The following is a 17,888-nucleotide window of genomic DNA, read 5'->3' on the forward strand; positions in this document are numbered from 1 at the left end:
CAGAAACGGGAACTGAAGAAACGTCAGAAAGATGTGGAAACCAAAAAACGGACACACAGGCTCTGCCAGATTGGCGGTGCAGTGGAATCGGTACTGGGTTCTGCGATTGAGGAAGATGATATCCCAAAGCTGATCGGCTTCTTAAAAAGGCAGGAAGCAAATGGGAAATTCTTCTCAAAGGCAATGCAGAAAGAGCCAGTTGCAAATACGGAGGAAGTGTAATGCCGGAGGGAGTGGAGTTTCCATTCCCTTCATTGCTTTTTTATGAAGGGCGCACTTATGGACAACCAGAGGTCGTCCGTATAAGTTTGCCACAGGTGGCAACCGGTCTGCGCTTACGCTTGCCGGGCTCGTTCCGTCGGCGGGGCTTTCAGCCAGACCTGCTCATGCCGCAGGAGGCACTCTTCGCCAGAGGGGCACATTCCATGCAGGCTGTTATGCACAGGGCACTCTTACGCAGAGGGTGCTCCGGCAGATACCATTTTCTTTTAGGAAAAACGTTACCTGCCGGAAATCAAAGCCGGATACGGCAGAATGGGGGAAACGGAGCATGGCGATTTTTCATTATACAGTAAAGATTGTTGGACGCAGCAAAGGAAAATCCATCATATCGGCGTCTGCTTATCTCAATGGCGATGTGATGAAAAATGAAGAAACAGGCAGGATCAGCTACTACACTTCAAAAAAAGAAGTCGTTTATACCAGCCTGATGATGTGTGAAAATGCACCACAGGAATGGCAGAATGTACCTGCTGAAAATATCAGACGGTTCCAGAAATCTGTCCGATATAAAAGGGCAGATAACCAAAATGCTGCACTGGAAAAATTCAAACTTACTTTTCAGAAGCAGCGTTTATGGAATGAAGTCTTGAGGATAGAAAAAAGTTCAGATGCACAACTCGGCAGGTCATTTGAGTTCTCACTTCCGAAAGAATGGAGCCGACAGGAACAGATTGATTATACAACTGAATATATTCAAAAGACCTTTGTAGATAAGGGAATGTGTGCGGATTGGAGTATCCACGATAAAGGAGATGGTAATCCCCATGTGCATTTATTGGTGACGTTGCGACCATTCAATTCAGACCACTCATGGGGTAACAAAGAAATCAAGGATTGGGAGTTTGTCAGAGATGAAAATGGAAATATTGTGGTGGATGAATCCCATCCGGACTGGTGGCAGGATAAAAAGAACCCTGACCGTCATGGAATCCGAATCCCCGTACTTGATGAAAATGGAGTCCAGAAAGTCGGGACAAGGAACCGCAAACAGTGGAAACGTGTATTAACCGATGCTACCGGGTGGAACAATCCGAAAAATTGTGAGCTATGGCGGAGCGAATGGGCAAACGTCTGTAATGCACATTTGAAAACGGAAAATCACATTGACCATCGTTCTTATGCAAGGCAGGGAAAATTAGAGATACCGACGATCCATGAGGGCGCAGATGCCAGAAAAATTGACGAGAAATTTCAAAACGGACAGACATCCTCTACTTCATGGAAAGTAGAGGAAAACCAGATCATAAAAAGACAAAATGCACTGCTGGATAAAATACAGATTTCTTTTGGAAAAGTATCCAGTGCATTAACACAATGGAAGGAGCGATTGCGTGACATTAGAAGAAAGCCGGGAAGTCATTCCCATGATGGAGACAATGATAAACCAGATCGAGGAACAGCAGAATCTTATGGCAGAGATGGTACAGGAATTGCAGGAACGGGACAGGCAGCTCCTGTCTTTTCAGGAGCAGAACCAGAGTTTAAAAAGCTTAAACAGCGAATTATCCAGGCTGCTAAATCTTTTGCCAGATACAGAAGAACTGCTCTCACAGATCGAGCAACAGAAAACCAGAATCGAACAGTTGGAAAACGAGAATCAGCAATGGCAGGAATTAACGCAGAAGCTGAACAACGAGAACAGCTTATTGCAGAAACAGAACAGCGAATTGCTGACCTTAAACAGCAGATAGAGAAAGCGAGGGAGATCGATGAGCGAATGCAGAAACTTAGAGAACGTCGGGCAGGTGGAAGAACTTCTGCTGATGACCGAACAGATGCAGGACGAACTGGATCAGAAAGACCAGACAATCCAGGAACTAAACAGGCAGCTAAGCGAATCGCTGACCTTGAACGAGAAATTGAACAGCGAAAACAGAGCCGAGAATATCGAAGCATTGCGGACAAGATTAAGGCAAACAGAGGAACGATTGACCAGCGAGACAGACAGCAGGAAAAGAGCCGACGCAGAAGCCGTGGCATGGAAATTTAAGTATGAAAAAGCAGAGCAGGAAAAACTTTATGCACAGACACACCAAAAGACGGTAGAGGTAGCTGTTGAGAAAAAAGTGCCTTATGAGAAATGTGAAAAATGTGACCGTACTGCTTACCGGAAAGCAAAAGAAAAATGCGATAGCCGTAAAAGCCAGTTAGAAAAGAAATATAAAAATATGACGATTGGTTATGAAAGTATCTTGTTTCTACTGGCATGGTACAGCATAACAACAACACTGTTTACTGCGATTCTTTCGCCGGTTTTCCTTAACGACTGTATCGTCTTTTTCGGTGCGTTAGGAAAAGGAATGGGAAGTTTATTTCGGGAGTTTGTGACAGGTGCAGACTCTTTCGGACAGTTAAGCAGTGGAATACCTAACAGTATTCTTTCCGGGATTGTGTACTGGCTGATTGCCGGTACTGTCATGGCAATTTTATTCGTAATAACCGGGTGGCTGATAATCGGGATTGGTTATCAGGTAGGAAAAATCTACCGGAAATATTGTTGGGATATCATCAGTATCGTGGTAGCGATAACGAGTACAGCTGTTGTAATTTACTTTGGAGAATGGATTAAAAACGCTAATCCGATAAATCTTATTGTATTGCTATTACTGTCGCATATTATTTATATTGGAATCAGATGTTATGTGAAAGACTGGATGGAAGAACGAGGATATTATTAAAAGAGGACAGGGAAATTTCATAATCTTCCTGTCCTTAGTAAGGGACTATTGATTGTTTATATAAAGAAAAAGTATATAAATAAATCTTGACAATTAGTACGAACTCGGACTATAATACAAAAGTCCGGATTCGTACTAATTTAAGGGGGAAAAAGATGAGAAAAGATAATAATATGATAATACAGTTGCAACGATATTATGCTTTATGGAAAGAATGTACAGCAATGTATGAGGAATGGTCAAAGGATCAGGGACTGTCTTCAAATGGAGTTTTTGCTTTGTATTCATTTTATGAAAGTAATGGAAGATGCACGCAGAAAATGATAAGTGAAAAATGGAATATACCTAAGCAAACGGTAAATACGATACTAAAAGATTTTCAGAAAAAAGGATACATCAATATGGTATCTGATGATTCAGACAAGAGAAATAAGCTGATATGCCTCACAGAATCAGGAATGGAATATACGAAAGATATCATAGAAAAACTGCACTCAAAAGAAATATATGTAATCGAAAAAATGGGATTAGAGAATATAGAAAGTCTTAATGATAATACAGAGCTGTTTATCAGACTTTTCAAGGAAGGAGATTGTAAGAAAAATGAATCATAAATCATTATTTTTTAAATATGTTATTCCATCTATTATAGCATTTGCATTATCAGGAATATATGCGATAGTGGATGGATATTTTGTAGGCAATACCATAGGAGATGCTGGACTTTCGGCTATTAATATTGCATATCCGATTGTGGCTTTGATTCAGGCTCTTGGAACAGGAATTGGTATGGGAGGAGCTGTTTATTACTCAATTAATGCAGCAGAAAAGAAAGGAAAACGGGCAGAAGAATTTATTGCTACAAGCTGGTGGCTTCTTGTAATAGTAAGTGTTATCAGTACCATAATTATTTACTCCTTTTCGTCTAAAATTTTAGGATTGCTTGGAGCAGATGGAATTATATTAACAAATGCGACAGATTATATCAAAATTATAGCACTTGGAGCAATATTGCAGATTCTTGGAACTGGAATGATGCCATTCATTAGAAATTATGGAAACTCTTTCTGGTCAATGTTTGCGATGGTTGGTGGATTCATAACCAATATTGTTCTGGATTTTATCTTTGTATGGATATATGAAATGGGCATGAAAGGTGCAGCCACAGCTACAATAGCCGGACAGGGTGTGACTGCAGCAATTGCAATCATATACGCATTATATAATAAAAAGTTTTATGTGTATGTATCCTTAAAAAATGTAAAAGAAATGTGTGGCGCTATATTCAGAGTAGGTCTTGCACCATTTGGGCTAGCATTGACTCCTAATATTTCATTGGTGTTTATAAACCGATTCTCCGCTTCTTATGGGGGAGAAAAAGCTATTGCAACTTATGCATGTGTATCCTATATTATCTGTATCATATATCTCATATTGCAGGGCGTAGGTGATGGAAGTCAACCTTTAATGAGCCGTTTTTATGGTGAGAAGGATCAAGAAAGCCTGAGAGGAGTTCAGAGAATGGCATACATTTTTGCAATAATTCTTGCTGTTTGTGGTGGAATTATCATGTATGTAAACAGAGCAAATATTGGAGGGGTTTTCGGAGCTTCTTATGAAGTAAGTATTGAGATTTCTAAAATTGTACCTATATTTTTAGTGTCATTACCATTTGTTGCGATTACCAGAATAGCGACAGCTGGATTTTATGCTACTGAAAAAAGTGGATTGTCATACATTCTTACATTCATTGAACCAGTATTGATGCTGATATTTATGCTTGTTTTACCACCTTTATTTGGTGGACAGATTATGATATGGTGGAGTACGGTATTGGCACGTGTTTTTTCAGCGATTCTGGCATTCATACTAATAAAATATTGCGAAAAGGGAGATTTGCAATATGGAATACAGAAAATTTAACAATCAGATAGTAGCAAGAATAATCTAGGTTTATCTATTGTATTTTTAAGGACAGCCTCATAGCAATAGGGCTGTCCTTTTAAAATTATGAAGCTAATTTTTAATAAATTCTAGTAGATTTTGATTGGAATAATCATAACTCTAATGAATCTTCAGCATCTACCCACATCTGTAAATTCCCATCAAGATATAACCTTGCATATTCTAATGGCTCATCGATTGCAAGCGATGTCAAAGCACAATCAGATCCAGGTGTGGTTCTTAAATTTTTTTCTGCTTCCCAACAATCAATACGGAGTATATAGCCCGTATTAGTATATACATCAATGCTGTTGCACTGTGGATTGTATTCTGCAAATATTGTTCTCATCGTATCCCATCTCCTTATCATTTAATCAATCAGTAGTAGCAAAAATTAAGAAGCATTTCAATCAGTTCACCATGTCACTTTTATTTTGTGTTATACTGTCTTATAGATTTTTCTTGCCCTTGTATTTGCCCTTATCAGAGTGCATAAACACTGATGGGACGATATAACACAAGGGAAATAATAAGGGAAAGCTCACCTGCGACAAATCCAGTGTTTTCAAGGGGTTGCGAAGAATTTAATAATAAAATATAACAGTTATTAAATTTCTTAAAACAGGTGAAATCTCAATCGGAATTTGAAAGGATGATGATATGATGGATAAATTAAAAAAGAACATGGTTTTCTACCTACTGTTGCTGATAGATTTTTATATCGTTCCTTGGTTTATAAAAAACACAGGAAGTGCAATGATTGTTATGTTAGTAATTATTCCTCTAATATGTTTAATAACCTCTGTTTTTTATGGGATTAGGAATGGTTTTAACTTCTGGTATATTTTGATTGTAGCAATAATGTTTGCGCCATCTATATTTATATTTTATAACTCAAGTGCATGGGTTTATGTAGTTGGATATGCTGTTATTGCATTATTGGGAAATTTAATAGCATTGCCATTAGGAAAAAGATAACTTCAAGTTTGTATGCGACAAACGTTTGAACACTTTTTGAACACCGCAACCGTGATGAAGTCTTCAAAGCCCCTTTCTATCAGTATTTGAGATTAAGTAAAACGGTTCGATTCCGGTCTGCGGCATTAGTGGAACAAGTTCAGAGAATCACTTTTTTAGAGTGGTTCTCTGAATTTTTTTTTATTATTTAATATATAGTGCCAGGAGAGTATAATAGGCATAGAGATTTGAAATTCAGGAGGAAATGCGAATGGAATTTATAGATATGTTGAAAAAAAGACGGAGCATCAGACAGTATACAAAAGAAGCGGTTACAGGAGAGCAACTGCAACTGGTAATAAATGCAGGATTATTATCGCCATCCAGCCGTTCGATCAGGCCATGGGAACTGATCGTAGTGCAAAATAAAGACACATTGCAGAAAATGTCCGAATGTCGTGTTGGTTCGGCAAAAATGCTGGCAAATGCGTCTGCCGCAGTTGTAGTGATAGCCAATGCGGAAAAATCGGATGTATGGACGGAGGACTGTTCAATTGTGATGTCTAATATGCACCTGATGGCAGACAGCCTCGGGCTTGGAAGCTGCTGGATCCAGGGACGTTTACGGGAAACATCGGACGGACAGTCTACGGAAGAGTATCTGCGGGATATATTAGGATATCCGGAGAAAATGCATCTGGAAGCTGTTTTATCATTGGGAATCCCGGCTGTTCATCCGGAAGGACATTCGCTGGATGAGATTCCGGAAAATAAAGTGCATTATGAAAAATATGAAAATTAATATACAGACAAAAGGTAATAATGTGATATTCAAAATAACAGGTGACGTGGAGATATTGGAAACGATTATTGAGAGCGAAAAAATTATTTGAGAAAAATATATTTGGGAACTTGACATATATTGATAGTCGATATATAATTAAAGCAAATAAAAGGAAAGTTCCTGAATATTTTTTTACTCTTCACTATCGACAATCGATATAATATATTGAACGATATAAAGGGTGAAGAAAAAGTTAAGAGAGGAGAGATTTGTATGACACTTAGTAAGAATCAGGTATCCGGTAATACAGCAATGCTGATCTTGAAATTGATTTCAGAGAAAGATATGTACGGCTATGAGATGATCGACACACTGGCGAAGCGTTCAGACAATGTATTTGAACTGAAGGTTGGTACACTTTACCCGCTGCTTCACGGAATGGTGCAGTCAGGGTATCTCAAGTGCTACTCTCAGGAAGCGAATGGAAAGCTTCGAAAGTATTATCAGATCACACCGAGCGGGAAGAAATATCTTGCAAAGATGACAGAAGAGTGGAACCGCTACGCATCCGCAGTACAGAATCTGCTGCAGGCAGAAGTGTAGAAGATGTGTATGAAGATACGAACAGGGGGTGCGAGATTATGAAAGAATATGAATATTTAAAACGTCTTGGAAAATGTATTTCTAACGGTTCTGTAAGAGGAGAGATTTTGGATGAATATAAGGCACATCTGGAAGACTGTCAGGAGGCGCTTATGAAAAATGGCATGAGTAAAGCAGAAGCCGAGGAGGAAGCAGTAAGACAGATGGGCAATCCGGAAGAAGCCGGCAATGAACTCAATCAGATCCATGCGAGAGTGCTTGATTTCAGTATGTTCTGGTGGATGATGTTCTTTGCATTTTTAGTACCGGTATTTGAAGTTATCAGCAGACTTGTAACAGCAGGGAAGTATGGAATCGTGGGATTTTTGAATGAGTATCAGCAGATGGATAAGATCCCGTTGCAGGTACACCTGGTAGTCGGAACAGCAATCCTGTGTTACGGAATTATTTTAAGTATCTGGGAGAAATATTCCGGAAAGGAACTGTTCTATGCGTATGGAAGGAACTGGAAAGGAAGTTATCTGACGAACAGCGGAACCGTAATGGCATTGGCAGGTCTGATCTGTTCAGCAGCAATTCCGGTCAGAGGATTTGTAAAAGGAATGATCGGCGTGTTTGCAGCAACAGTGTTGAATATCATTATCCGGACAGTGATGAATCTGATTCGTAACCGCAGAGAGCAAAAATATCTGTGGGAGATTGGATTTGCTGATACAGAAATTACCTGGAACGGCAAAGGTACGATCTGCGGTGGCAATATGAAAGTCCGCGCGAGAGCATCCGAAGAAGGGGCTGTAATCCCGTCAGGTGCACCGATCATGGTCGTAAGTATGGAAGGATTCAAGCCGGTAGTGATAGCAATATAAAGCGTACAAGTGCGAATGATACAGATTGTGATGAATGGCGAAAAGAATAAAAACCAAGATGCAATTTGTAAAATGAGTTTGTTTTCTTAGTGTTACATGATAAAATAGAATCAAGTGAAAAGCGAAAAGATCAGTATGCATTTGCATATTGGTCTTTTTGCCGCTATAGAATTTGGATGAAGCTGCCAGTGGCAGATTCATCAATGAAATAATTATAATAAACAAAAGAATGGTAAGTGACGAACAAAAAGGGGATTGTTTGGAATGTCAGAGAGAACTTTTAAGAAAAATGAAATTACAGAGGGTGTGATCTGGAAACAGTTATTGATCTTTTTCTTCCCGATCATGCTCGGCACACTGGTACAGCAGTTTTACACAACTGTGGATACGATCATAGTCGGAAGATTTGTCGGCAAGGCAGCGCTTGCCAGTGTGGGTGGACCGGCAGCAGTTATTGCGAATATCGTTATTACTTTTTTTAACGGCCTTGCCAATGGTGCAGCGGTCATTATTGCCCAGTATTATGGATCAAGGGATGAGAAAAGACTGCACGTGGGATTACATACTGCATATGCATTTTCCATTATGACCAGTATTGCGGTTACAGTAGTTGGAGTGATCGGAACGCCGCATTTTTTGAAATGGATGAACACACCGGAAGATATGATGGCAGATTCGACCATTTATCTGCGGGTATATTTTTTGGGAATTATTTTTACCCTTGTGTATAATATGGGAGCAGCGATCATGCGTGCAGCGGGGGATTCCAGAAGACCTCTTCTGTATCTGGTCGTATGCAGTGTGATGAATATCATTCTGGATATTGTGATGGTTGTATTCTTACATATGGGCATTGCAGGAGCTGCGCTGGCGACGGTGATTTCGCAGTGCATCAGTGCGGCGTTGGTTACCTATTCGCTGATGCATGCGTATGATGTGATGAAACTGAAGCTCCGTGAAATTCGTATGAACATGTCTGTACTTGCAAAAGAATTAAAAATCGGGATTCCGGGAGCACTGCAGGCATGTGCTTACGGTGTGACAAATGTCATCATCCAGGCAGTGGTAAATGGATTTGGGACAGACACAGCAGCGGGCTGGGCGGCTTATGGAAAGCTGGATATGATCTTCTGGACGGTCAACAGTGCGCTTGGTGTTGCGGTTACAACTTTCGTTGGTCAGAATTACGGAGCCGGTAAGATGGATCGTGTATACAAGAGCATTCGTGTCAATCTTGGAATTTCCTATTTATTTAACGGAGTTGTGCTGATTGTACTGTATGTTTTCTGCGAACCGCTGTATCATCTGTTTACGACCGATCAGGCAGTCATAGATATCGGAGTTTATATGCTCAGATTCCTTGTGCCAAGCTACCTGCTAAGCGTACTGCTTGAGAATCTGACCGGCGGACTGAGGGGCTTAGGTGATGTGTTGTGGCCGACGATCTTTACGTTTGCAGGATTATTCTTTGTGAGATTGCCTTGGACGATGATCATGACGCAGCTCCATCATAATGTGGAGACTTTACTGATTAGTTACCCGCTTGCGTGGGGGACAACGATTATTTGCCTGATTCCATACTATTTTTGGAGAAAAAAGAAGAAAATGTTGCAGATTGCTTGACCTTCAAGTGACTTGATAGTGTATTGTTGAGCCATCAAAAGAGATGATCATCATATATTATCAGGAAAGAAGGAAGTAGGATGCGAGAGAAAAGAGGTTATAATATGAATATCAAAGAAGTTGAGAAAGTTACCGGACTTACGAAAGCAAATATCCGGTTTTATGAAGAAGAAGGGCTGGTGTGCCCAAAACGAAATGAACAGAATAATTATCGTATCTATACAGAGGTAGAGATAAAACGTTTACAGGAAGTAAAAAAATTAAGACTGCTTGGAATTTCCATTCCGGAGATCCAGAAGATCTATGCGGAAGAATTATCATTGCAAAAAGCAATGGAAAGACGTTTGAAAGAGATTAGGGAAGAGGAGCGATTACTTCAGGAGACAAGGGCAATCTGTCAGGAAGCGATTCGCGCGAACTGGAATCTGAATGAGATTGACCGGTTAGAAATCAAGGAGTCAAAAGAAGAGTGGCAGGAGCGGCTCAGAAAATTAATGACAGAAGACCTTGTGCAGACAAAACTTACGAGAAATGAGCTCAATAATACAATTGGTTTGTTGTTCAGTGCAGGTATGCTGATCAGTATGCTGACCGTGTATTTTATAAATGTTACCTGGATAAAGAATTATATGTATATTGGAGTTGCAGCAATTGGAGTGGAAGTTGCGTTTCTGATCATATCTGCGATGTCCTCCGATATAAAAGTACATATGGGTATACTGTTTGCCGGGGCGATTGCACAGCCAGTCGCACTTACTGCGGTGATGGGATTTGTAATGGAACTGATACATGATTCGCAGAAATCACATACTGCGTATATGAAGATGGAATACCATTATATTATCGGGCTTTATGTTCTGACATTGCTTTTAGGTATCTTACTCTGGCTTGGCTCTAAAGTCTGGAAAATGGCATTACAGTCACTTGCCGTTACACTGCTTATTGGAATCATCGGTGTGGGTGTGCTGACAGGTGGATTTTATGTTTCTTACAGAGGACTTCTGGGAATGCAGGGTTCGCTTATATTTGCAGCCGGAGCGCTGGTATATGTAGTAACAGTTCTTGGTGTATGGCAGCATGCCAACAGTGACTGGAAAGCATACAACCGTTATCATGGCGTGTATACAGCGGGGCAGATGGTTAATGTATTTGCTACGATTATGAGTGCAGTTGGATACAACAGCTGGCGTAACTGGAGAAGATAGAGTGAGAACAGATAGACAGGTGGATTATGATTTGGAAGACTCCGCAGATTTGTGGAAAGATTACGGAGAGAACAACATTGATTTTCGAAAAAAACAGAGTTTTGGTTATTCCAGGGAATTGTAATCAGAATCTGTGTGTGATACTATAAATAAATAGTATCAAAAACAAAGGAGATTTTACGATGAACTTTTTGGAAGAACGGATTGTAAAAGATGGGATTGTAAAAGATGGAAATGTACTGAAAGTAGACAGTTTCCTAAATCATCAGATGGATATTGAACTGTTTAATGAGATCGGTAAGGAATTTAAGAGACGTTTTGAAGGCAAGAATATTAATAAGATTCTTACAATAGAAGCTTCCGGTATCGGAATTGCCTGTATTGTAGCACAGTATTTTAACGCACCGGTTGTATTTGCGAAGAAGACGAAGAGCATCAATCTGGAAGGTGAGATGTATGTAGCAGAAGTAGAATCTTTTACACACAAATGCAAGAACCAGGTTATTGTTGCGAAGAAATTTTTAAGCGAAGATGACCATGTGTTATTAATTGATGATTTCCTTGCAAACGGATGTGCACTTCAGGGATTGATCCAGATTGTGCAGTCTGCCGGTGCAACCGTAGAAGGCATCGGAATTGTAATTGAGAAGGGATTCCAGGCAGGTGGAAGAGTCATCCGTAATCTGGGATTCCAGTTAGAGTCGCTGGCGATCGTTGACAATATGAACACTGAGACAGGAGAAGTTTATTTCAGAGAGCAGTAAAGAAAGACCGGTGCATCAGGTGGTGCACCGGTCTTTTTGAGAGGGTAAAATGAAAAATCTATATAAACTGTTATTCAGTAATTGTCTAGGCGAGGTCCGGCAGACATAAGAGCTACTCCCCAGGCTATACATCCGACGTCCTCTTTAGTTGATACTGTTAGTATATAAGCAAATTGTGACGGCAATATGACAAAAACTGGAAATGTTTATAAAATTTCTTAAGAAAATCTTATCCTAACCTAAAGGATTTTATAATGGTCAGGGAAGGCATTTTTTCTTACAGCGTGTGAATAAATTTCAGGAAATCAGCACGTCCCTGTTCGGTGCATTTATATACACCGGCATCTTCCAGTACGTGTGTGAAGACGTTGCCAACCTCTTTCTGAAGGATTTCCATAATATTTTCTTCTGTAATATTGTCGTAAGTCGGAAGAAATTCTTCTACCCAGTCTGCATGCTTTTCGATTTTTTTGTTTGAACGGATATCTTTGCCATTTACAATGTAATCGGCAAGAAGTTCCAGTTCTTCTTTCAGACGGGATGGAAGTACGGCAAGTCCCATAACTTCGATCAGTCCGATATTTTCCTTCTTAATATGATGATACTGTGCATGCGGGTGATAAACACCTAACGGATGTTCGTCGGTCGTAATGTTGTTGCGAAGTGTCAGATCCAGCTCATAAGTATCACCGTTTTTTCTGGCAATCGGTGTAATCGTGTTGTGCGGTTCACCGTTTGTTTCAGCATAAATAAATGCATCTTCATCCGTATAAGATCTCCAGCAGTTTAATACATGTTCCGCAAGATCGATCAGGCGTGATGTGTCTTTGCTGCGGATGCGAAGTACGGATAATGGCCATTTTACAATACCGGCTTCCACATCTTCATATCCCGGAATCGTTACCGGAAGTTCGATTTTTGCTTTCGCCATGGCGAATGTATAGTGTCCGCCCTGAAAATGATCGTGGCTTAAGATAGAGCCACCGACAATCGGAAGATCGGCATTGGAACCAAGGAAATAATGTGGAAATAATTTGATAAAATCAAATAATTTGATAAATGCAGCACGGTCGATCTTCATTGGCACATGTTCACCATTAAAGACGATGCAGTGCTCATTATAGTATACATACGGGGAATACTGGAATCCCCAGTTACTCTGGTTGATCGTGATCGGAATAATACGGTGGTTTTCTCTCGCCGGATGATTGACTCTTCCGGCATAACCTTCATTTTCCATGCAAAGCTGGCATTTCGGGTAGCTGCTTGCGGCAGCATTTCTTGCGGCAGCGATTGCTTTTGGATCTTTCTCCGGTTTGGATAAATTGATTGTAATGTCAATTTCACCGTATGGAGAATCGACTTTCCACTTCAGGTCTTTTGCTACGCGGTAGCGGCGGATGTAATCACTGTCCTGACTGAATTTATAATAATAGTCCGTTGCTTTTTCTGGGGAAATAGCATATTTTTCCCAGAAAGTTGCCTGTACCTGTGCGGGTCTTGGAAGCAGACAGTTCATAAGCTTTGTGTCGAAAAGATCGCGGTAAACAACGTTGTCTTCAATGATTCCACGTTCTACAGCAATATTTAAAAGGTTTGCAAGGACTGTTTCAAGATCCGGAGAGCCATAAGCCACAGCTTCCGGCTCTTCGTAGTTATCTTCGTGAAAAAGATCTAACAGAAGATTTGTTGTATAGATCCGTTCACATTCCGGTGTCAGTCCGGTTCTGATTCCATAGTCTACTAAATGTCTGATATTTTCATATAACATCTGAATCCCTCCTAGCTCAGACGGTGTGCGCCATCGCCAACTTCTACAACATAGAACTCAGCAGTGTTTCCGGTCTGCTCTTTATATCCGTTACCAACTTTTTCGATAAATGTATCAACCGCATCATTTTTTACAATGCTGACAGTACATCCGCCGAATCCGCCTCCTGTGATACGGGAACCGATAACGCCCGGGATTTCCCATGCAAGGTCTACGAGAATATCGATTTCTTCGCAGGATACTTCGTAATCATTTTTTAGAGAAATGTGGGATTCGTTCATCAATTTACCAAATTCTTCAATATTGTTTGCTTTCAATGCAGCGACTGCACGGATGGTTCGCTGGTTTTCGTATACAGCATGTTTTGCACGGAGCTGTCTTACAGGATCTTTGATTGTATCTTTGTGTGCTTCGAACTCTGCTTCCGTAAGATCGCCGAGAGTAACAATCGGCATTTCGGATTTCAGTTCTTCCAGAGCAGTTTCACATTCACTTCTGCGGTCATTGTATGCAGAATCTACAAGACTGTGTTTTACTTTACTGTTTGTGATAACGATTTTTGCATCTGGGAGTACAACCGGTGCATATTCGTATTCCAGAGTATTTGTGTCAAGGAAAATCGCATTGTCTTTTTTACCCATGGCACTTGCAAACTGATCCATGATTCCACAGTTGCAACCATTGAAGTTATTTTCAGAATACTGTCCGATCTGTGCAATCTCCGGCATCGTAATCTCATCAAATCCAAACATATCTTTTAACACAATACCTGTCAGTACTTCCAGGGAAGCAGAAGAGGACAGTCCGGAACCGTTTGGAATATCACCGTAAATAGCAATGTCCATTCCCTGCGGAAGTTTGTAGCCGCGTTTCTCGAATGTCCACATCACTCCCTTTGGATAGTTTGTCCAGTCTGCTTTTTCATCTGGTACAAGGTCATCAAGACTTGTCTCAATCACACCAAGGGAAGCGAAGTTTTCAGAATAGAAGCGGAGAACACGGTCGTCTCTTTTTCTTGCTACCGCATAAGTTCCAAGTGTTAATGCACATGGAAATACGTGTCCGCCATTATAATCTGTATGCTCTCCGATCAAGTTTACGCGTCCAGGCGCGAAATACGTGCGGATATCTCCGTCGGCACCGAAAAGATTCTGAAAAGTTTCCATTAATTTCTCTGTCATTTTTTATTCTCCATTCTTTTTTATTTTATAGTTGCGATAAATGCTTTGTTGAACTATGATAATAATAATGAGATAAATAAACACTCGCAATAAGAATAATAGACAATACTATAAGAATATTGAGGAAGTGGAAAATGCAGATTAATATTGAAGAGAATCAGAAAGAAATCAAGGAACATGGCAGTTACAGTTTCCCGTTAAATGTAGCTGTGGAGCATATTGAGTCCTATGAGCAGGGTGCATTTTTGTGGCACTGGCACCCGGAGATCGAGATTACGAAGATCGTATCCGGAGAGATGGAATACCACATTAATGAAAAGACATATAATCTGGAAGAGGGCGAAGGCATGTTTGGAAACAGCCGGACGCTGCATGCCGGATACCGGCGTGACCGGAAGGACTGTACATATTTATCCATTACTTTTCATCCGCGTCTGGTTTACGGATATGAAGGGAGTGTTTTTCACAGTAAATATGTGGAGCCGTTGGTTGATGACAGCAGTTTTGCAGCGCTTAAGCTGGAAAAAGATATAGAGTGGCATCAGGACATTTTGCGGCGGATGGTTAAGATCCAGAAACTTATGGATGAACAGCCGGAAGATTATGAGATGCAGATCCAGCAGGAAGTCCTTAGAATCTGGGATTATCTGTACCGGGAATATAGAAAAAGACCGCATGCAAAAGCGGAGAGCGCAGTGCATCTGGAACGTCTCAGGGAAATGCTTTCTTACATGGAACAGAATTACAGCCGTGACATCAATCTGGATGATATAGCAGCACATGTGAATATTTGTAAAAGTGAATGTTGTAGATTTTTTAAGAAACATATGGATATGACCATTCTGGAATATCTGATGTCTCTTCGGATACAGAAAAGTATTCCACTTCTGAAAAAAGGAAAGAGCGTTGCAGAGACAGCCGGACTGGTTGGATTTGCCAGCCCGGCGTATTTTGGCCAGATTTTCAAGCGGTACATGCACTGTACGCCGAAGTCTATACAGAAGTAATAACAAGATTTAAGCAAATTTACGGATTTTCAGCGGCACACCAAGGTCAGCGGTCAGCTTCTTACAGGCTTCAATCTGATCTTCCGGGAGAACATCTACAATGGATAATCTTACCGACGGGATCACTTTATGGGCTTCCTGTGCAAAGGAAAGCATAGCTTCAAAAGCTCCTTCGAAACGAGGTCTTGTGACAGCATTGTATTTTTCGGCATCCGGTGCATTCAGACTGATGGAAAGTGCATCGACAACCGGGGCAAGTTCCGGAACAATATCTCGTCCGTGCTGAAGATTGCCAAGTCCGTTTGTATTAATGCGGATTTTTACACCGTATTTTTCTTTGGCATACTTTGCGGATGCCAGAAGGATGTCGAGCGCACAGGTCGGTTCTCCATAACCGCAGTAAACAAGCTCATCATAACCGGTAAAATCAAAAGCATCCATGGCAGCTTTAATCTCTTCCAGTGTCGGATCTTTTTTGTGCCAGAGTGTCTCGGCATCACCGACACCGTCTTCGTGACTTCGGATGCAGAAGGTGCATCTGCAGTTGCATTGATTTGTAATGTTTGCGTATACCTGATTTTTGTATGTGTATAAAATGTCAGCCATTTTTTGTTCTCCTATCTTAAAGTATTTCATTAGAAAGCTGTCTGCGGCAGCTCAAGCAGATAATATTTTAGATTTACTGATATAAAATCAATTCTGCTTTATTTTTGATATGTGCCTTATCCATTGCACCTGCAAGTACAAGAAAAATCACAGCACTTCCACCGGACTGTACAGCGCTTCCTGCAAAAGAAACGATGACAGATATCCAGGAGCCAAAGAGGATTCCCTGGGCAAGATAATAACCGGTTGCGGAAATAAGAGCGGCGAGGAAAGGTGCAATGATATTACGCCCGTTCAGCATGCGACCGTTTTTACTTGTAAATGGTAATGTGATCAGCATCTTGATTATAATCGTTGCCGGCGCCCACATTGGTGCAGTCAGAAGGTCTGCAAGTCCTCCGCCGATTGCAGCGGCAGCCATCGCATATGGTCTTGGCAGGATCACAGCTGCAACATAGATCAGGGCATCACCGAAGTGGATATATCCACCGTTTGCACCGTAAGGTATATGACAGATATATGCAGTCATCAAGGTGATGATTGCTGCGAATAATCCGGTGACAGTCAATAAAGTAACTGGTTTTTGCTGTTTCTCATTCATTATTAAATCCCCTTTTCTAATCCGGCAGTAAGCATTGCCAGATATTGCTCATAATTTACACCATCATTAGCCGGAATATGTTCCCTGACAGAGTCAGCAAGTGCGGCTTCCAGAAATGTACCGGCGAGTTTAATGGTGGCTGGTACATCATATCCCCTTGCAATCCCTGCGCTTAAGCAGGAGGCAAAAAGATCTCCGGTTCCGGAATAACTGCCACCGATATATGGAAAAGCGACAAGTGTCTGCACTTCTTTTGTAACATAGAGGTTTCCCATTTTGCGAGTTCCGTCATTATCAGAAAAACGGATTCCGGTTACAATAACTTTAGAAGGTCCGGCTTCACAAAGACTCTGTGCCAGCTTCACGATTTCTTTCATCATAGATTCTGCATCGGAAATGGCAACCAGTTCATGATAAGAAGCATCCGTGAGTAATGTCAGCTCTGTCAGATTTGGTGTGATAATGTCAGCGGTCATGGCAAGTTTTTTCATTTTGCGCAACAGTTCGGGAGTGAACATTGCGTAGGTGTGCCCATCGTCCCCCATAACCGGATCGACTAATAAGAATGTGTCCGGTGTGTCAAATGTTTCTACGAAATGAAAAATCTGGTCAATTTGCTGCTCGCTTGCTACGAATCCGGTGTAAATACCGTCAAAAGTCTGCCCCATCTCTTTCCATTCGCTTCGAAAATACTCCATCTTCTCTGTATAATCATCACAATAATAACTCGGATATCCGGTCTGAGCGGATAACACTGCTGTCGGCAGCGGACAGGGCTGCACTCCCATAGCGGCAATGACAGAGATTGCTGCAGTAAGAGAACACCTGCCGAATCCGGATAAATCATTGATTACGGCAATTTTTTTTGTCATAGTGTAACTTCCCTTCATCAAAACTACACTTATCTTAGCACTAAAGTGGTGTGTTTGAAAAAGCCAGATATAACAAAACTAAGCAAGCCAGTTAAAGGAGATAAAAATAGGTGGGTTTCAAGTATAAAATGTGATAAGATAAAT

20 protein-coding genes are annotated in these 17,888 nt (G+C 40.9%); 14 read left to right on the forward strand and 6 right to left on the reverse strand.

The features are described from left to right. The 5 genes from DXC04_RS00005 to DXC04_RS00030 form a co-directional block, all read left to right on the forward strand. Window positions 1-222 (forward strand): relaxasome subunit MobC (locus DXC04_RS00005; RefSeq protein ID WP_117559549.1); only part of this gene is annotated, 222 nt, incomplete at its 5' end. A gap of 328 nt (window positions 223-550) precedes the next feature. Next, on the forward strand, window positions 551-2,272 hold the full coding sequence (locus tag DXC04_RS00015) for a MobA/MobL family protein (protein ID WP_117505527.1): 1,722 nt from the start codon (window positions 551-553) through the stop codon (window positions 2,270-2,272). Next, window positions 2,256-2,960, forward strand: a complete 705-nt coding sequence (locus tag DXC04_RS00020; RefSeq protein WP_021369328.1) for a DUF6040 family protein — start codon at window positions 2,256-2,258, stop codon at window positions 2,958-2,960. Before DXC04_RS00015 ends, DXC04_RS00020 begins: the two co-directional genes overlap by 17 nt. A gap of 155 nt (window positions 2,961-3,115) precedes the next feature. Further along, window positions 3,116-3,574, forward strand: a complete 459-nt coding sequence (locus DXC04_RS00025; protein WP_108817235.1) for a MarR family transcriptional regulator — start codon at window positions 3,116-3,118, stop codon at window positions 3,572-3,574. Next, window positions 3,564-4,883 (forward strand): MATE family efflux transporter, encoded by a 1,320-nt coding sequence (locus tag DXC04_RS00030; RefSeq protein WP_109214827.1) that lies wholly within the window; start codon window positions 3,564-3,566, stop codon window positions 4,881-4,883. The genes DXC04_RS00025 and DXC04_RS00030 overlap by 11 nt, the downstream gene beginning before the upstream one ends. A gap of 133 nt (window positions 4,884-5,016) precedes the next feature. On the opposite strand, the gene DXC04_RS00035 is transcribed toward DXC04_RS00030, so the two are convergent. Next, the gene (locus DXC04_RS00035) at window positions 5,017-5,253 is read right to left on the reverse strand and encodes a DUF6061 family protein (RefSeq protein WP_002578301.1); all 237 of its coding nucleotides are present in this window, start codon (window positions 5,251-5,253) and stop codon (window positions 5,017-5,019) included. A gap of 311 nt (window positions 5,254-5,564) precedes the next feature. Here DXC04_RS00035 and DXC04_RS00040 point away from each other — a divergent pair, with 311 nt between their 5' ends. The 8 genes from DXC04_RS00040 to DXC04_RS00070 all read left to right on the forward strand — a co-directional run bounded on the left by DXC04_RS00040 (window position 5,565) and on the right by DXC04_RS00070 (window position 11,706). Continuing rightward, entirely contained in the window at window positions 5,565-5,882 is a 318-nt protein-coding gene (locus tag DXC04_RS00040) for a hypothetical protein (protein ID WP_081733101.1), read from the forward strand. 250 nt (window positions 5,883-6,132) lie between these two features. Beyond that, the gene (locus tag DXC04_RS00045; protein ID WP_021860733.1) at window positions 6,133-6,663 is read left to right on the forward strand and encodes a nitroreductase family protein; all 531 of its coding nucleotides are present in this window, start codon (window positions 6,133-6,135) and stop codon (window positions 6,661-6,663) included. Window positions 6,664-6,918: 255 nt separating this feature from the next. Next, on the forward strand, window positions 6,919-7,248 hold the full coding sequence (locus DXC04_RS00050) for a PadR family transcriptional regulator (RefSeq protein WP_021860734.1): 330 nt from the start codon (window positions 6,919-6,921) through the stop codon (window positions 7,246-7,248). 38 nt (window positions 7,249-7,286) lie between these two features. Next, window positions 7,287-8,114: a permease prefix domain 1-containing protein gene (locus DXC04_RS00055; RefSeq protein WP_021860735.1), complete on the forward strand. Its 828-nt coding sequence runs from the start codon at window positions 7,287-7,289 to the stop codon at window positions 8,112-8,114. 264 nt (window positions 8,115-8,378) lie between these two features. Then, window positions 8,379-9,737 (forward strand): MATE family efflux transporter, encoded by a 1,359-nt coding sequence (locus DXC04_RS00060; protein ID WP_021860736.1) that lies wholly within the window; start codon window positions 8,379-8,381, stop codon window positions 9,735-9,737. 80 nt (window positions 9,738-9,817) lie between these two features. Next, window positions 9,818-10,942 (forward strand): MerR family transcriptional regulator, encoded by a 1,125-nt coding sequence (locus tag DXC04_RS00065; protein ID WP_021860737.1) that lies wholly within the window; start codon window positions 9,818-9,820, stop codon window positions 10,940-10,942. A 1-nt stretch (window position 10,943) separates the two neighbouring features. Continuing rightward, window positions 10,944-11,066 (forward strand): hypothetical protein, encoded by a 123-nt coding sequence (locus DXC04_RS16010; protein ID WP_264291350.1) that lies wholly within the window; start codon window positions 10,944-10,946, stop codon window positions 11,064-11,066. A 58-nt stretch (window positions 11,067-11,124) separates the two neighbouring features. Next, window positions 11,125-11,706: a xanthine phosphoribosyltransferase gene (locus DXC04_RS00070; protein ID WP_021860738.1), complete on the forward strand. Its 582-nt coding sequence runs from the start codon at window positions 11,125-11,127 to the stop codon at window positions 11,704-11,706. Between the two features lie 277 nt (window positions 11,707-11,983). Here DXC04_RS00070 and galT read toward each other — a convergent pair whose 3' ends face one another. Both galT and DXC04_RS00080 read right to left on the reverse strand, forming a co-directional pair. Then, window positions 11,984-13,477: a UDP-glucose--hexose-1-phosphate uridylyltransferase gene (gene galT / locus DXC04_RS00075; protein ID WP_021860739.1), complete on the reverse strand. Its 1,494-nt coding sequence runs from the start codon at window positions 13,475-13,477 to the stop codon at window positions 11,984-11,986. Window positions 13,478-13,488: 11 nt separating this feature from the next. Beyond that, a complete protein-coding gene (locus tag DXC04_RS00080; protein ID WP_021860740.1) occupies window positions 13,489-14,658 on the reverse strand; it encodes a galactokinase in 1,170 nt (389 codons plus the stop codon). A gap of 134 nt (window positions 14,659-14,792) precedes the next feature. Here DXC04_RS00080 and DXC04_RS00085 point away from each other — a divergent pair, with 134 nt between their 5' ends. Further along, complete coding sequence (locus tag DXC04_RS00085; protein WP_118287959.1) at window positions 14,793-15,665, forward strand: helix-turn-helix transcriptional regulator; 873 nt, start codon at window positions 14,793-14,795, stop codon at window positions 15,663-15,665. A gap of 9 nt (window positions 15,666-15,674) precedes the next feature. On the opposite strand, the gene DXC04_RS00090 is transcribed toward DXC04_RS00085, so the two are convergent. The 3 genes from DXC04_RS00090 to DXC04_RS00100 form a co-directional block, all read right to left on the reverse strand. Next, a complete protein-coding gene (locus DXC04_RS00090; protein WP_021860742.1) occupies window positions 15,675-16,271 on the reverse strand; it encodes a TIGR04100 family radical SAM protein in 597 nt (198 codons plus the stop codon). A gap of 73 nt (window positions 16,272-16,344) precedes the next feature. Further along, window positions 16,345-16,872 carry a TIGR04002 family protein gene (locus DXC04_RS00095; protein WP_021860743.1) on the reverse strand — a complete coding sequence of 176 codons (528 nt, stop codon included), beginning with the start codon at window positions 16,870-16,872 and terminating at the stop codon, window positions 16,345-16,347. Between the two features lie 2 nt (window positions 16,873-16,874). Further along, window positions 16,875-17,744: a pyridoxamine kinase gene (locus tag DXC04_RS00100; RefSeq protein ID WP_118659427.1), complete on the reverse strand. Its 870-nt coding sequence runs from the start codon at window positions 17,742-17,744 to the stop codon at window positions 16,875-16,877. Window positions 17,745-17,888: the final 144 nt, after the last annotated feature.

The organism is Dorea sp. OM07-5 (assembly GCF_003481355.1).
Classification (GTDB): domain Bacteria; phylum Bacillota; class Clostridia; order Lachnospirales; family Lachnospiraceae; genus Dorea_D; species Dorea_D hominis.

Coding starts and splice junctions, on each gene's coding strand:
- DXC04_RS00090 (WP_021860742.1), bottom strand. CDS start 16,271: ATGGCTGACATTTTATACACATACAAAAATCAGGTATACGCAAACATT.
- DXC04_RS00030 (WP_109214827.1), top strand. CDS start 3,564: ATGAATCATAAATCATTATTTTTTAAATATGTTATTCCATCTATTATA.
- DXC04_RS00055 (WP_021860735.1), top strand. CDS start 7,287: ATGAAAGAATATGAATATTTAAAACGTCTTGGAAAATGTATTTCTAAC.
- DXC04_RS00060 (WP_021860736.1), top strand. CDS start 8,379: ATGTCAGAGAGAACTTTTAAGAAAAATGAAATTACAGAGGGTGTGATC.
- galT (WP_021860739.1), bottom strand. CDS start 13,477: ATGTTATATGAAAATATCAGACATTTAGTAGACTATGGAATCAGAACC.
- DXC04_RS00035 (WP_002578301.1), bottom strand. CDS start 5,253: ATGAGAACAATATTTGCAGAATACAATCCACAGTGCAACAGCATTGAT.
- DXC04_RS00070 (WP_021860738.1), top strand. CDS start 11,125: ATGAACTTTTTGGAAGAACGGATTGTAAAAGATGGGATTGTAAAAGAT.
- DXC04_RS00025 (WP_108817235.1), top strand. CDS start 3,116: ATGAGAAAAGATAATAATATGATAATACAGTTGCAACGATATTATGCT.
- DXC04_RS00045 (WP_021860733.1), top strand. CDS start 6,133: ATGGAATTTATAGATATGTTGAAAAAAAGACGGAGCATCAGACAGTAT.
- DXC04_RS00040 (WP_081733101.1), top strand. CDS start 5,565: ATGATGGATAAATTAAAAAAGAACATGGTTTTCTACCTACTGTTGCTG.
- DXC04_RS00085 (WP_118287959.1), top strand. CDS start 14,793: ATGCAGATTAATATTGAAGAGAATCAGAAAGAAATCAAGGAACATGGC.
- DXC04_RS00050 (WP_021860734.1), top strand. CDS start 6,919: ATGACACTTAGTAAGAATCAGGTATCCGGTAATACAGCAATGCTGATC.
- DXC04_RS00015 (WP_117505527.1), top strand. CDS start 551: ATGGCGATTTTTCATTATACAGTAAAGATTGTTGGACGCAGCAAAGGA.
- DXC04_RS00095 (WP_021860743.1), bottom strand. CDS start 16,872: ATGAATGAGAAACAGCAAAAACCAGTTACTTTATTGACTGTCACCGGA.
- DXC04_RS00065 (WP_021860737.1), top strand. CDS start 9,818: ATGCGAGAGAAAAGAGGTTATAATATGAATATCAAAGAAGTTGAGAAA.
- DXC04_RS00100 (WP_118659427.1), bottom strand. CDS start 17,744: ATGACAAAAAAAATTGCCGTAATCAATGATTTATCCGGATTCGGCAGG.
- DXC04_RS00080 (WP_021860740.1), bottom strand. CDS start 14,658: ATGACAGAGAAATTAATGGAAACTTTTCAGAATCTTTTCGGTGCCGAC.